This window comes from Streptomyces sp. NPDC055955 (genome assembly GCF_042270245.1).
Classification (GTDB): domain Bacteria; phylum Actinomycetota; class Actinomycetes; order Streptomycetales; family Streptomycetaceae; genus Streptomyces.
Map to the genome: position 1 here is coordinate 131158 of NZ_JBHJYS010000005.1, position 14078 is coordinate 145235.

Consider the following 14078-nt stretch of genomic DNA (forward strand, 5'->3'; position numbering starts at 1 on the left):
GTCACCGTGGGAGCCCTCTCCGTGGTGAAGACCGGCCCCGCGCGGCCGCCCTCGCCTCCCGAGTCACCGAAACCCGCTCGCGGCCGGGCCGTTCGCGGCGGCGCCGGTCCCGGCGCACGCCGCCGCAGGGCCGGTCTGCTGATGGTCGCGCCCGCCCTGCTGCACGCGGCGCTGTGGATCGGCCTGCCGGTCGTCGCCGCCGTGTTCCTCGCGTTCACGTCGTACGACGTCCTGTCCGCACCGAAGTTCGTGGGCCTGGACAACTTCCGCGACATGCTCGGCGACGCCGTGTTCCGCAAGTCGGTCCTGAACACCGTCGTGTACACCTTCTTCACCGTGCCGTTCGGCATGGCGCTCGGGCTGCTGCTCGCGCTCGCCCTGAACGCGGGGCTGCGGGCGCGCGGGGTCTTCCGGACCGCGATCTTCCTGCCGCAGGTCACCGCGACCGTGGCGATCGCCCTCGTGTGGCTGTGGATCTACAACCCGCGCAACGGCCTGTTCACCACGTTGCTGAGCATCTTCGGCGTGGAGAGCCCGGCCTGGCTCGCGTCCACGACGTGGGCGATGCCGTCGGTGATCCTCGTGGGGATCTGGCAGGGCATCGGCATGAAGATGCTCATCTATCTGGCCGCGCTGCAGAACCTGCCGAAGGAGCTGTACGAGGCCGCCTCCGTGGACGGCGCCTCGAAGGTGCGCCAGTTCTTCTCCCTCACGCTCCCCCTGCTCAAGCCCGCGACGTTCTTCGTCCTGATCACTTCGATGATCAGCGCGTTCCAGTCCTTCGACCAGATCTACATCCTCACCGACGGCGGCCCCGCCAACAGCACCACGATGATGACGTACGAGATCTACAAGTCCGCCTTCCGGGAGTTCCGCGTGGGCTACGCCTGCGCCCAGTCCCTCGTGCTGTTCGTCCTGCTGATGGCGTTCACCCTGGTCAACCGGCGGATGATGGGAGGCACCCGTGGCCATGGCTGAGTCCCGTCCCCGGGTGTCACCCGGCCGCGTCGCCCTGTACGTGACGCTCGCGCTCACCTCGCTCCTGATGGTCGTGCCGTTCGCGTGGATGGTGCTGACCTCGCTCAAGACACCGGCCGAGATCGCCTCCGAGCACGCCGGACTGCTGCCGTCGCACTGGGAGTTCGGGAACTACGTCGACGCCTTCGAGGCCGCTCCGTTCGCGACGTACGCGCGCAACAGTTTCGTCATCGCGATCAGCCACACGGTGCTCAACGTGCTCGTCGCCTCGATGGCCGGCTACGCGCTCGCGCGGATCAGGTTCCGCGGCAGCGACCTCATCTTCTACTGTTTCATCGCCGCGCTGATGATCCCGACGTACACGAAGGTCCTGCCGGAGTTCCTGATCGTGCGGTTCATGCCGCTCGCCGGCGGCAACGACCTCTTCGGCCAGGGCGGCAGCGGCTGGCTCGACTCGTGGTGGGCACTGATCGTGCCCGGGGCCGTGACCCCGTTCGCCGTGTTCCTGTTCCGGCAGTTCTACCTGGACCTGCCCGTGGAGCTGGAGGAGGCGGCGCGGCTCGACGGGCTCGGCGAGTTCCGGATCTACGCCCGGATCATGACCCCGCAGGTCAAACCGGCCCTCACCACGGTGGCCCTGCTCACCTTCGAGTCGTCCTGGAACAACTTCCTGTGGCCGCTGCTCGTGACGCGGACCGACAGCCTGCGCGTCATCCAGGTTGGACTGTCCGTCTTCAAGACGGAGAACGGCACGCAGTGGCACTTCCTGATGGCGGGGACGACGCTCGCCACGCTGCCGATGGTGATCCTCTTCCTCATCGGCCAGCGCTACTTCGTCCAGGGCTTCGCCACCGCCGGCCTCAAGTGACCTCTCACCCCGTCCGCTCTTCGTCTCGTCCCCCACTCGCTCGTGAAAGGGCCCTGTCTCCATGTCTGTCGATCTCCAAGGTTCCCGTGCGCTCGTGACGGGAGCCGGCCACGGCATCGGCCGTGCCATCTCCGTCGCTCTCGCCGCGGCCGGCTGCGACGTCGCCGTGCACTTCCACAGCTCGCCCGAGGAGGCCGAGCGGACCGTCGCCGCGATCGGGGCGCTCGGCCGCCGCGCCAAGGCGTTTCGGGCGGACGTCACGGTGACCGCGGACGTGGACCGCCTCGTCGCGGAGGCCACCGGATTCCTCGGCGGTCTCGACGTCCTGGTCTGCAACGCCGGACATCTCATCGGGCGGGCCACCGTCGCCGAGATGAGCGACGAGCACTTCCAGCGGGTCGTCGACACCAATCTGACGTCCACGTTCCGTACCTGCCGCGCCGCGCTCCCCCACCTGACCGGGTCGGCGGCCGGCCGGATCGTCACCATGTCCTCGCTGGCCGCGCACAACGGCGGCGGGCCCGGCTCCGTGCCGTACGCCGCGGCGAAGGCCGGGATCCGCGGCTTCACCAAGGCCCTGGCCAAGGAGGTCGCGGGGGCGGGCGTCACGGTGAACGCGGTCGCGCCCGGCTTCATCAAGGGCACCGCCTTCCATGACACGTTCACCGCGCCCGAGGCCCAGCGGGCGATGGAGGCGGGGATCCCCGTCGGCCGCGCGGGCACGCCCGAGGACGTGGCGGCCGCCGTGGTCCATCTCGCCTCCCCGGCCTCCGGTTTCCTGACGGGCACGACCCTGGACATCGACGGTGGCGTATGGCCGCGGTGAAGGGGATCCCCCGCGAGCGCGGCGGCTGGTGGCACGCGTACGTGTGCCCGGCGCACGGCGTCGAGCTCGACCACGGCGACGTCCTCGGCGGCGTGTTCCCCGCGGACGGTGCGCGGTGCCCGCGCGGCTGCCGCGTGGACACCCCCGCCGTGCGCGGTGCCCGGACCGTCCTGTCCCATCAGGCGTGGGCCCGCCGCCTCCGTGTCCTGGCCGAGCGCGGCGAGGACGCGGAGGCGGTGTCCGGACTCCTCGAATACACCTCCCTGTACGCGGAGTTGGCGGGGCGGCACCACGACGACGCGCAGCCGTGGATGCTGCGCGGCCGACTGTTCCACCAGGCGCTCACCGACGCGATCTGGGCCGTGAACATCGGACACGCGACGTGGACGCTCGGCGCACGCGGCACGGCCGGGCTCACCGCCGTCCTCCCCCTGCTCGACGAACTGGAGCGGGCGGCCCTCGACGCCCGGGACGTGCTGGTCGCACGGGGCGACCTGGCGTCCAACTACACGACGTGGCTGACCGCGGCGGGCATCGCCACCGGGCGGGCCGCGGCGGTCGTGCGGGGCGTCCCCTGGGACGGGGCGAAGCAGTGGCTGGAGGGCCCGCAGGGCCTGTACGCCCATCTGCGGGCCTGCGTCGCGGACGACGGCTGGGAGTGGGAAGGCAGCACGTACTACCACGGGTTCGTGCTGCGCGCGGCGCTCCTCGCGCTGCGCGGCACCGACCCCTCGGCGCTGCCCGCCGACGTGGCCACCCGCCTCGGCGGCATGGTCGACGTCCTGGCGGCGATCGCCACGGACGGCGGCGTCCTGCCCGCGCTGCACGACGGCCCGTATCTGCGCGACCCACTCTCCCTGGAGTGGCTCGAACTCTGCGCGCTGGCACGTCAGTTCGCGCCCTCGCCACGCATGGACGCGGTGGCGGCGCGGGCCCGCGCGGATCTCGCGGGCGCGGACGACGGCCTGGACCTCCTCCTCGGCGGCTGGTTCACGGGCGCCCCTCTACCGGAGCGCTCCGCACCCGCTCCGGTCACGGTGTTCGGCGACGCGGGATACGCCGTCGTGCGCGCCGCCGGCGTCCACACCGTCCTCGACTTCGGACCGCACGGCGGCTCGCACGGCCACCGCGACAAGCTCTCCCTGTACCTGTATGGGGTGACGGCTCCGTGGCAGCCCGACCCCGGGCAAGTCCCTTACGCTCACGAGGAGTTCCGCGACCTGTACGCCTCCACGGCCGCCCATCCCTCGTTCCGTGTGGACGGCGCCGAGCAGGCCGAGTGCGCGGGCCGGCTGCTGAGCGCGGACGACACGTCGGTCACGGCCGAGACGACCACGGCCTACGAGGGGGTGCGCGCGGTCCGGCGGGTCGAGGCGGGAACCAGTCACCTGGTCGACGTACTCACGGTGACGGGAGAGCGGGGCGCACTCGGACGGATCTCGGCGCAGCTGCGGCCCGGCGTCGCCCTCGACCTCCAGGTGCAGGCATCCGGTCCGGTGCGCACCACCTGGTACGGGGACGAGCTGCTGCACGGCTGGCACACGGCGTCCCCACCCGTGCGGCCCTTCTGCCGACCGGGTCCGGGGCCCGCCGACGACCCCCAGCAGCAGCGCACCCGGGTCGACTTCACCGCCCGGGACACGGCGCGGGTCGTCTTCGCGTCGGTGTACCAGTCGGCGTCCGCCGGGCCCGCCGTGACGGACGTCCGGCTGACCGAGGAGGGCCTGGTCGTCTCCCTGGCCGACGGCTCCCGCCGCGTGCACCGGACGGAGGCCTGACATGCTGCTGTCCGCGACGCCGCCTGCGGGGCCCCGCCCGTTCCAGGAGCGGCGGCTCATGGACGAGGCCGTCCGCCACCGCGCCCTCGCACCGCCCCGCCGGCACCCCGAGGCGTCGATCACCTGGCTCGGCCCGGCCGCGTCGAACCCCGCCCTCGCGTACCGCGTGAGCGGCGACCCCGCGCATCTGGCGGAGGCCGAGCGCTGGATCGGGGCGGCGACGGGCTTTGCCCACTGGGGCAGGGCCCACATGCCCGACCACGACCTGGACGCGGGCTGGCTCCTGCATCATCTCGCTCTGGCCCACCACTGGCTGGGCGACGCCCTGTCCGACGAGACACGCACGCTCCTGCGGTACAAGCTGATGGTGCAGGGCCGGCGCCTGCACGACTTCGCGGTGGCCACGGAGGGCCGCTGGTGGTCCTCCTCGTACTGGCAGAACCACAACTGGATCTGTCACGCGGGCCTGGCCACCGCCGGCTACGTCCTCGGCCGCGAGGAGTGGACCGCGCGGGCCAAGGACAATCTGGGACGCGTCCTCGACCTGCTCCCGGAGGACGGCTCGCACGCGGAGGGCGTCGTGTACTGGCGCTACGGCGTGCCCTGGCTGGCGATCCACCTCGATCTGCTCCAGGAGTGCGAGGGTCTCGACTGGTGGGGGCGCGGCGGGTTCATGGAGAACACGTTCCGCTTCCGGCTCCACCAGTCGGCGCCCGGGTTCGCCGAACAGACGGGACACGGCGACTGCCACGACCGGCTCAGTGGGCACAGTGCCGCGCTCTACCACCGTCTCGCCGCCGCGTACGGGATCGGCGAGGCCCAGTGGCTCGCCGGTCTCGTCGGGCGTGAGCTGCTCGGACGCGAGGCGGCCGACAGCGGGGTGCGGCCCGGAATCCTGCCCGAGGCCTACCTGGAGTACCTCTGGTACGACCCCTCCGTCGGCGCCCGCCCGCCCGCCGCGTCGGACACCCATGCCCACTTCCCGGACCTGGGCCTCGTCACGGCCCGCACGAGCTGGGCCGACGACGCGACGTTCGTGTCGTTCAAGGCCTCGCCCGGCGGTGGCCACAAAGCGTGGGAGACGGCGGCGAAACACCGGGCGGAGCTCGGCTGGGACACGCTCGACACCGGTCATCACCACCCGGATTCGGGCTCGTTCGTCCTGCTGTCGCAGGGCGCGTTCCTCGCGGTCGACGAGGGCTACAGCAATCGCAAGCGGGCAGCCCACCACAATCTGCTGCTCGTCGACGGGCAGGGTTTCGCCGACGAGGACCGCTATCACGTCTACGAGGGCATCCCGCACGAGCGCCGAGCCCGTATGCGCGACGTCCTCGCGGGCGGCGGCTGGGCCCATGGCACGGCGGAGATCGGCGCCATGTACGACCCTCGCCTCGGGGTTCGCCGCCTCGACCGCACCCTGGTGTGCACGCCGTCGGGGCGGCTGGTGCTCCTCGACCTGGCGCAGGCCGAGGAGGGCACAGCCCGCGAGTGGACGTTCCTGCTGCAGACCGACGAGCCCACGGTCCCCGAAGACGACGGGTGTACGCGGCTGATCCGGGCGGGCGAGGCGCGGGCGACGGTGACCCGGCTCGCGCCCGACGACGTCCGCACGCGGTCCGGCGTGACCGAGGTTACGGCCAACCCCACCTCCAGCACACCGGAGTTGACGGTCACCAGGACGCTGCACACGCTGCGGGTGACCACCCCTGCCGCTCGCAATGCCACGTTCCTGACCGTGATCGAGCCGGGCGCACGGGTCACCGCACGGGCGGTGGACTGCGCGCACGGGCACGGCGTGACGTTCGGGTCGGAGACCGTGCTGCTCTCGCCCGTGGAGCGGCGCGTCGAGGGGGCGGGTGTGCGGGCCGACGCGGCGGCGGTCCTCGTGAGCGAGGGCCTGCCGGTTCACGTGGTGGCCGCGCGGCGTGTGGAGGTGGACGGCCACGTCGTCCTCGACGTTCCCGAACCGTTCACCGGAGGTGTGTGACATGGCGACCGCTCTCTCACCGGGCCGTTTCGCGGACCGGGGGCTGCTGCGGCGGCTGGAGTTCGTCGCGTACCCGGCGGCCGCCGGGGCGGCGTTCGCGGTGCTCGCGCTCGGGGTCGTGACCTGGCTGCCCGCCCTCGCCGCGCTCGCCCGGGCCCTCCAGAGCTGGCGCACGGACGGCGACAGCCGTGTGTTCTCGGGCGTGCTCAGGGCCTTTCCGCACTACTGGAGGTCGCTGTGGCGGCACGGCCTGCTCTCCACAGGCGTCGTCGCGCTGCTCGTCGTCAACACCCTCTACCTGACGGGCCGTTCGAGCCCGTACGCCTTCGTCCTCCTGGCCGCGCAGGCGGGGATCGGGGCGGCCGTGGTGGTGCATCACACCGCGCTCGCGGCCTGCGCGGGCCTCGCCCCCGAGGCGTCCGTCGGTTCGTGGACCCGCGGCGCGCTCGCCCTGTCCTTCGGCTCGCCCGCCCGCGGCACCGCGCTCCTCGGCGCCGCCGTCTCCGCCGTACTGCTCTCGCTCGTCGTCCCGCTCGGCCCGCTGCTCCTGGGCCCGAGCGTGCCCGTTCTGCTCGCCCTGTCCTTCGCCGATCCGTCCCCGACCGCAAGGAACCCCGCATGAGCCGCATCGTCCGTACCGTGCTCGCCGCCGCCGTCACGGCGGCCGCCCCGCTCGCGTTACCCGCGCACCCCGCCGCCGCGGCGACCGCGTACTACGTCGCCCCTTCGGGCAGTGACGCCGACGCCGGCACGTCCGCGTCCGCTCCCCTCGCCACGATCCAGCACGCCCTCGACCTCGCCCCGTCCGGCGCGGTCGTCCATCTCGCCGCGGGAACGTACCGGCAGGACGCCGTCACCCGCAGGGCGAACGTCACCCTGACCGGCCCTTCGAGCGCGGTCGTCAAGGGCGCGGGCAACGCCCGTGTCATCCAGGTGCAGCACGACGGCACCGTCCTCGACGGCTTCACCGTCGACGGCCTGCACGGCTCGTCGACGTCCCTGGACGGCTACCGGCTCAAGCTCGTCTACGTCATGAGCACCACGCCGGGCAACGGCGTCGGCGGGCTGCGTATCACCGGCATGACGCTCAAGAACGCCGCCGACGAATGTCTGCGCCTGCGCTATCTCGTGACGGGCGCCGAGGTGTCGGGCAACACGATCACCGACTGCGGCGTCGCCGACTTCCGCTTCGGCGCGGGCGGCAAGAACGGCGAGGGAGTCTATCTGGGCACGGCCCCCGAACAGCAGGGCGACAACGGCGCTCCGGACGCGGCGCCCGACGTGAGCCGCAACAACCGCATCGACCACAACACGATCGCCACGCGCGGCAACGAGTGTGTCGACCTCAAGGAGAACTCGACGAACAACTACGTCGAGTACAACGACTGTTCCCAGCAGCGCGACTCCAGTTCGGCCGGCCTCGACGCCCGGGGAAGCGGGAACATCTTCCGCTACAACACCGTGCACGACAACACGGGCGCCGGGATCCGCCTCGGCGGTGACACCGCGACCGACGGCGTCGACACGAGCGTGTACGGCAACACGATCACGGGGAACGCGGGCGGCGGCATCAAGTTCATGCGCACGCCCCAAGGCCCCGTCTGCACCAACAAGATGAGCGGCAACACGGGCGGCGACGCCGTGGGCACCTACGGCAGCGCGTACGACCCGACGGGTCCCTGCCCCGCCTGAGCACTCACCGCCCCCTTCGTCTCTCCTTCTCCTTCTCCTTCTCCTTCTCCTTCTCCCACCTTTCGCGAGGTCCCCTGATGACTCCGCACGCCTCCAGACGCACGGTCCTGATCGGCGGCGCCACCGCCCTTGCCCTGACCGGGCTCCCCGTCGCCATGCCGCTCGCGCGGGCCTCGGAGAGCCCCGGCGCCGCCTCTCTGCTGGCCCGTTGGCAGGGCCTGCTCACCGGTGGCCCCGGTCTCGACCCGGCCGACCCGCAGATCGCCGACGCCGTCGCCCGGATCGGCCGCGCCGGCACCTCCGCGGCGCAGGGCCTCGACCCCGGCCGCACCGACGGCCTGTGGCCCGACCTGACCAGCACCACCGTGTCCAACCACGTCACCACCTCCTTCAAACGGCTGGCCACGCTCGCCACCGCCTGGGCCGTCCCCGGCACCCCGCAGCACGCCGACGCCGCCACCGCCGACCTCCTGCTGCGCGGCGTGGACTGGATGCTCGACCACCGTTACGGACCCGGTTTCACGCGGTTCGACAACGACTGGGACTGGGAGATCGGCTGCGCGCTCGCCCTCAACGACGCGGCGGTCCTCCTCCATGACGTCCTGGGCGCGGACCGGCTCGCGCGTGTCACGTCCGCGGTGCGCCACTACACGCCCGACCCCAATCTGTGGCGCGCCGACCGGCAGATCGCCACGGGGGCCAACCGCGTGTGGATCTGCACGGTCGTCGCCGTCAACGCCGTGCTCCGCGACGACGCCGACACGCTCGCCCGCGTCCGCGACGCGCTGTCGGACGTGGAGGGGGCCGGCGCGAACAGCGTGCTGGCCTTCAACGACGACCAGACGGGTACCGGCGAGGGCTTCTACTCCGACGGCTCCTTCCTCCAGCACTACAAGCACCCCTACAACGGCGGTTACGGCAAGGAACTCCTCGGCAACCTCTCCCGCCTCCTCCACCTCCTGGCCGCCACACCGTGGGATGTCACCGACCCCGACGTGGCCAACGTGCGGCGCTGGGTCACGGAGGGGTTCGACCCGCTGATGGCACGCGGTGACATGCTCGCGCCGGTCTGCGGCCGGGAGATCGCGCGCTCCAGCAAGCAAGGACACGTCTCCGCGCAGACGGTCATCGAGGCCGTGCTGCGCCTGCTGCCCGGTGTCCCGGCCGCGGAGACCGACCGTTTCACCGCGCTGCTCAAGCAGTGGATCACCGAGGACACCTACCGCGACTTCCTCGCCGCCACCGATCTCGCCTCGCTGGTGGCCGCGCGCGAGGTGCTCGGCTCCGGTGTGCCGCCCCGCGGACAACTGGTGACGCATCGTCAGTACCCGCGGATGGACAAGGCGGTGCATCACAGGCCCGCCTTCACGTTCGGCGTCTCCGCCTACTCGACCCGCATCTACAACTACGAGTCCATCCAGAACGAGAACCTGCACGGCTGGCACCTGTCCGACGGCATGACGCTGCTGCACGACGACGACCTCGGCCACTACAGCGAGGACTACTGGCCCACCGTCGACCCGAAGCGCCTGCCCGGCACCACCGTCCTCACCGGGCGCCCGGCCGACGCGGAGGGACAGCGCACCACCAGCACGGCCGACTGGGCGGGTGGCGCAGCGCTGCCCGGCACGACGCTCGGCTCGTACGGGATGGAGCTGCGGGCCTACGGCAGTTCACTGCGCGCCCTGAAGAGCTGGTTCTGCCTGGACGACGTGATCGTGCACATGGGATCAGGCGTCAGCGCGGACGCGGGCGACGCGGAGACGATCGTCGAGAACCGCAAACTGCGCGATCCGCAGGCGCAGTTGACCGTCGACGGTGACCGCTTCGACGGATCCGGCGAACTCGCCGGCGTCCGCTGGCTGCACCTCGCCGGCACCGGCGGCTACGTCTTCCCCCGCCCCACCCGCGTTCGGGCCCTGCGGGAGGAACGCACCGCGACCTGGCGGGAGATCAACCTCAAGTACGGCACCGACACCCCGGTGACACGGCCGTATCTGACGCTGTGGCAGGAACACGGGACGGCGCCGACCGACGCAGGGTACTGCTGGCTCCAGGCGCCGGGCGCGTCCGCCGACCGGACCCGGCGGCTCTCCCTGGCGCCGCCCGTGCGCCCCGTGGCCACGACGGCGTCCGTGCACGCCGTGCGGCGCGGCGCGGACGGGCTGCTCGCCGCGAACTTCTGGGCAGGGGGCCGGGCGGGCGAGGTGTCCGCCGACGGACCCTCCTCCGTCCTCGTACGGCCCGACGGCAAGAGCGTGACCGTGGCGGTCAGCGACCCCACGCAGCTGCGCGACCGCGTCACGCTCGACCTCGCGCTGCGCGGTCTCACCCTCGCTCGCGCCGACACCGGCGTACGGGCCGAGCGCACCTCCGCAGGGACACGCGTCACCGTCGACACGGCCGGCGCGCACGGCGCCACCTTCGCCCTCACCCTCACCAGGAGCTGACCTTGCTGTTCGACATGCCCCTCGACCGGCTGCGGGACTACCGTCCCGAGCCCGAGGAACCCGCCGACTTCGACGCGTTCTGGACCAAGACTCTCGACGAGGCCGCCCGGCATCCACTGGACGCCCGGTTCGCGGCGCACGACGCGGGCCTCGCCACGGTCGACGTGCACGACGTGACGTTCAACGGCTGGGGCGGCCAGCCCGTCAAGGCCTGGCTGCTGCTGCCGCGCGGTCACGCGGAGCCGCTGCCCGCGGTCGTGCAGTACATCGGCTACAACGGCGGACGCGGCATCCCCTACTCGTGGCTGACCTGGAGCTCGCTCGGCTTCGCCCACCTCGTGATGGACAACCGCGGGCAGGGCGGCGGCGGCAAGAACACCGCCGACACCCCCGACATCGCGCCCGAGGGCCACGGCTCCTCCTCGCCCGGCTTCCTCACCCGGGGCGTCGAGGACCCGCACCGGCACTACTACCGGCGGCTCATCACCGACGCCGTCCGGGCCGTGGACGCCGCCCGGGCCCACCCGCGCGTCGACGCCTCACGGGTCGCCGTCCTCGGCGGCAGCCAGGGCGGCGGGCTCGCCCTGGCCGTCGCGGGACTGCGCGACGACCTGTCCGCGGCCGTCGCGGACGTGCCGTTCCTGTGCCATTTCCGGCGTGCCTCGCAGATCACGGACAACGGGCCTTACGCGGAGATCGCGCGCTGGCTGTCGGGCCACCGCTTCAGCGTCGAGACCGCGATGGAGACACTGTCGTACGTCGACGCGGTCAACTTCGCGGCGCGCGCCACCTGCCCCGCCTGGTTCTCGGTCGGCCTGATGGACAGGATCTGCCCGTCGTCCACCGTGTTCGCCGCCTATCACCGCTACGCGGGGCCCGCCGAGATCGAGGTGTTCCCCTACAACGGTCACGAGGGAGGTGCCGAGTACGACCTGCCGCGGAAGATCGCCGCGCTGCGCGGCGCCCTGGCCGCCTGAGGTTCAGTGGCCGAGGACCGCCATCGCCGCGTTGTGCCCGGGGATGCCGCTGACTCCGCCGCCGCGCACGGCGCCCGCCCCGCACAGCAGGACGTTGGCGTGCGCGGTCTCGACACCCCAACGGCCCGTCCCCTCCTGGGAGTACGGGAAGGACAGGTCGCGGTGGAAGATGTTGCCGCCGGGCAGGCGCAGGTCCCGCTCCAGGTCGAGCGGGGTCTTCGCCTCGATGCACGGCCGGCCGTCGGCGTCCAGGGCGAGGCAGTCCTCGATCGGCTCGGCGAGCTGCGCGTCGAGCTGGGCGAGCGTGGCCTTCAGGAGCTCTTCGCGGGCGGCGTCGTTGTCGCCCGCGAAGAGCCGGGCGGGAGTGTGGAGGCCGAACAGGGTGAGGGTCTGACAGCCGCGCGCCACGAGGTCCGGGGCGAGGATGGTCGGATCGGTCAGCGAGTGGCAGTAGATCTCCGACGGGGGCGCCGCGGGCAGTGAACCGGCCGCCGCCTGACCGTACGCGGTCGCCAACTGCTCGTAGCCCTCGGCGACATGGAACGTCCCGGCGAACGCCTCGCGCGGGTCGACGGACGTGTCCCGCAGCTTCGGCAGCCGGGTCAGGAGCATGTTGACCTTGAGCTGCGCGCCCTCGGCCGGCTCCGGCGGCTCGTCGCCGACGAGTGCGGCGAGAGCCTGCGGGGACGCGTTGACGAGCACGTGCCCGGCGCCCACGCGGCCCGCGCCGCTCCGCGACTCGTACGTCACCTCGGCGTGGTGCCCGTCGGTCTCCACGCGGGTCACCTCGTGTCCGGTGACGAGTTCGGCGCCCGCCGCGCGGGCGGCGCCGGCGAGGGCGTCGGTGAGGGCGCCCATGCCGCCGACGGGCACGTCCCAGTCCCCGGTCCCGTTGCCGATCACGTGGTAGAGAAAGCAACGGTTCTGCTGGAGGGACGCGTCATGGGCGTCGGCGAACGTGCCGATCAGGGCGTCGGTGAGGACGACGCCGCGCACCAGGTCGTCCGTGAAGCGCTCCTCGACGGCCGTGCCGATGGGCTCCTCGAAGAGCATCCGCCAGGCCGCGTCGTCGTCGACCCTCCGGCGCAGTGCGTCGCGGTCCGGAAGCGGCTCGGTGAGGGTGGGGAAGACCCGTTCGGCGACGCGGCGGGTCGTCTCGTAGAAGTCGGTCCACGCGGCGTACTCGCGCCCGCCGCCCGTGAGCCGCTCGAAGGAGGCGCGGGTGCGCTCCTCGCCACCGCCGACGAGCAACCCGGTGGCCCGCCCGTCGCGCTCGGTCGGGGTGTACGAGGACACGGTGCGGCCGCGCACGGCGAAGTCGAGCCCGAGATCGTCGACGATCTTGTGGGGCAGCAGGCTGACCAGGTACGAGTACCGCGACAGTCGCGCGTCGACGCCGGCGAAAGGCCTGGTCGACACGGCGGCACCGCCGGTGGTGCCGAGCCGCTCGAGAACCAGGACGGAACGTCCGGCCCGGGCGAGGTAGGCGGCGGCGACGAGGCCGTTGTGACCTCCGCCGACGATGACGACGTCGTAGCGCTCGTGTGCTGGCATCCCTCTTGGTAACACGATCCGATCATGCCGGGCCAGACCCCGGCCCGGGGTGGGCGGGGCGGATTCCGTACGGTGCGGGACGGCTGCCGGGGCCGAGTCGTGCCATGGCGCGCAGGATGTGTTTCGGCGGGAGTTGCCAGCGCACGCGTGCGGGAACACAGCGCAGGACGGTGCCGGTGCACCGCAGCCCCCGGGTCACTGCGGCCGGTGTCGGGGCCGGCCTCCCGTACAACTCGTGGGCGTACGGCGGCAGAGAGGCGTACGCCAGATGCGACACACGCCTCCAGAGCGTCGCGCGTGCCGGGATCAGCAGCGGGTGCACGGGCGGCCTGCGCAGGAAGTCGTCGACCTCCCGGGCCTCCGGACCGGCGGCGAGCAGCGGCCTCATCGTCTCGAAGTAGGCGGCGAGCCCGGCCCGGTCGCCGGGCACGTCGGTGGGGTCGAGGCCGACCAGCCGGGCGCTGGTGCGGTGTTCGGCGATGTACTGGTCGGCCTGCGCGTCCGTGAGCCGGAACCCGGAGCGGCGCGCCACGTGGAGGTAGGAGTCGATCTCGGCGCAGTGCACCCACAGGAGCAGTTCCGGCTCGTCGAGCCCGTACCGCTCACCGGTGTCGGGGTCGGTGGCCCCGAGATGACGGTGGATCCTCCGCACGCGAGCACCGGCACGCTCCGCGTCCTCAGCGGTCCCGTACGTCGTCGTACCGACGAAACCGGCCGTCCGCATCAGCCTCCCCCAGGCGTCCTTGCGGAAGTCCGAGTTCTGCATGACACCGCGCACGGCCCGCGGGAGGAGTGCCTGGAAGTAGAGCGCACGCACACCCGCGACCCACATCATGGGATCCGCGTGCACCTGCCAGGTCACCGATCGGGGCCCGAAAAGCCCGGGATCGCCCCGCCACTCCCCCGTCCCTGCGCCCACCACGTCGCCGCCTCTCCCTCGCATCGGCGGTCCCAGCGCGATCAAGGAT

The 14078-nt window shown here is 72.3% G+C and carries 11 protein-coding genes; 9 read left to right on the forward strand and 2 right to left on the reverse strand.

The features are described 5' to 3' along the window. Positions 1-6: 6 nt before the first annotated feature. The 9 genes from ACFC96_RS11675 (at position 7) to ACFC96_RS11715 (ending at position 11556) form a co-directional block, all read left to right on the forward strand. Positions 7-978 (forward strand): carbohydrate ABC transporter permease, encoded by a 972-nt coding sequence (locus ACFC96_RS11675; protein ID WP_376253292.1) that lies wholly within the window; start codon positions 7-9, stop codon positions 976-978. Then, the gene (locus ACFC96_RS11680; RefSeq protein WP_340459658.1) at positions 971-1846 is read left to right on the forward strand and encodes a carbohydrate ABC transporter permease; all 876 of its coding nucleotides are present in this window, start codon (positions 971-973) and stop codon (positions 1844-1846) included. Before ACFC96_RS11675 ends, ACFC96_RS11680 begins: the two co-directional genes overlap by 8 nt. A 61-nt stretch (positions 1847-1907) precedes the next feature. Continuing rightward, the gene (locus ACFC96_RS11685; RefSeq protein WP_376611722.1) at positions 1908-2672 is read left to right on the forward strand and encodes an SDR family NAD(P)-dependent oxidoreductase; all 765 of its coding nucleotides are present in this window, start codon (positions 1908-1910) and stop codon (positions 2670-2672) included. Further along, positions 2660-4450, forward strand: coding sequence for a heparinase II/III family protein (locus tag ACFC96_RS11690; protein WP_376611724.1), 1791 nt, complete (start codon positions 2660-2662; stop codon positions 4448-4450). The genes ACFC96_RS11685 and ACFC96_RS11690 overlap by 13 nt, the downstream gene beginning before the upstream one ends. A gap of 1 nt (position 4451) precedes the next feature. Continuing rightward, complete coding sequence (locus tag ACFC96_RS11695) at positions 4452-6437, forward strand: hypothetical protein (RefSeq protein WP_376611726.1); 1986 nt, start codon at positions 4452-4454, stop codon at positions 6435-6437. 1 nt (position 6438) lies between these two features. Further along, the gene (locus tag ACFC96_RS11700; protein ID WP_376611728.1) at positions 6439-7059 is read left to right on the forward strand and encodes a DUF624 domain-containing protein; all 621 of its coding nucleotides are present in this window, start codon (positions 6439-6441) and stop codon (positions 7057-7059) included. After that, on the forward strand, positions 7056-8129 hold the full coding sequence (locus ACFC96_RS11705; RefSeq protein ID WP_376611730.1) for a DUF1565 domain-containing protein: 1074 nt from the start codon (positions 7056-7058) through the stop codon (positions 8127-8129). The genes ACFC96_RS11700 and ACFC96_RS11705 overlap by 4 nt, the downstream gene beginning before the upstream one ends. A gap of 77 nt (positions 8130-8206) precedes the next feature. Then, positions 8207-10579 carry a polysaccharide lyase 8 family protein gene (locus ACFC96_RS11710; RefSeq protein ID WP_376611732.1) on the forward strand — a complete coding sequence of 791 codons (2373 nt, stop codon included), beginning with the start codon at positions 8207-8209 and terminating at the stop codon, positions 10577-10579. 2 nt (positions 10580-10581) lie between these two features. Then, complete coding sequence (locus ACFC96_RS11715) at positions 10582-11556, forward strand: acetylxylan esterase (protein ID WP_376253275.1); 975 nt, start codon at positions 10582-10584, stop codon at positions 11554-11556. 3 nt (positions 11557-11559) lie between these two features. Here ACFC96_RS11715 and ACFC96_RS11720 read toward each other — a convergent pair whose 3' ends face one another. Further along, complete coding sequence (locus ACFC96_RS11720; protein ID WP_376611734.1) at positions 11560-13110, reverse strand: phytoene desaturase family protein; 1551 nt, start codon at positions 13108-13110, stop codon at positions 11560-11562. A 22-nt stretch (positions 13111-13132) separates the two neighbouring features. Further along, positions 13133-14053 (reverse strand): oxygenase MpaB family protein, encoded by a 921-nt coding sequence (locus tag ACFC96_RS11725; protein WP_376611736.1) that lies wholly within the window; start codon positions 14051-14053, stop codon positions 13133-13135. Positions 14054-14078: the final 25 nt, after the last annotated feature.

What these genes read in the sequence shown, in the direction of transcription:
- ACFC96_RS11725 (WP_376611736.1), bottom strand. Translation starts at nt 14,053, where the DNA reads ATGCGAGGGAGAGGCGGCGACGTGGTGGGCGCAGGGACGGGGGAGTGG.
- ACFC96_RS11710 (WP_376611732.1), top strand. Translation starts at nt 8,207, where the DNA reads ATGACTCCGCACGCCTCCAGACGCACGGTCCTGATCGGCGGCGCCACC.
- ACFC96_RS11695 (WP_376611726.1), top strand. Translation starts at nt 4,452, where the DNA reads ATGCTGCTGTCCGCGACGCCGCCTGCGGGGCCCCGCCCGTTCCAGGAG.
- ACFC96_RS11685 (WP_376611722.1), top strand. Translation starts at nt 1,908, where the DNA reads ATGTCTGTCGATCTCCAAGGTTCCCGTGCGCTCGTGACGGGAGCCGGC.
- ACFC96_RS11700 (WP_376611728.1), top strand. Translation starts at nt 6,439, where the DNA reads ATGGCGACCGCTCTCTCACCGGGCCGTTTCGCGGACCGGGGGCTGCTG.
- ACFC96_RS11690 (WP_376611724.1), top strand. Translation starts at nt 2,660, where the DNA reads ATGGCCGCGGTGAAGGGGATCCCCCGCGAGCGCGGCGGCTGGTGGCAC.
- ACFC96_RS11705 (WP_376611730.1), top strand. Translation starts at nt 7,056, where the DNA reads ATGAGCCGCATCGTCCGTACCGTGCTCGCCGCCGCCGTCACGGCGGCC.
- ACFC96_RS11680 (WP_340459658.1), top strand. Translation starts at nt 971, where the DNA reads ATGGCTGAGTCCCGTCCCCGGGTGTCACCCGGCCGCGTCGCCCTGTAC.
- ACFC96_RS11720 (WP_376611734.1), bottom strand. Translation starts at nt 13,110, where the DNA reads ATGCCAGCACACGAGCGCTACGACGTCGTCATCGTCGGCGGAGGTCAC.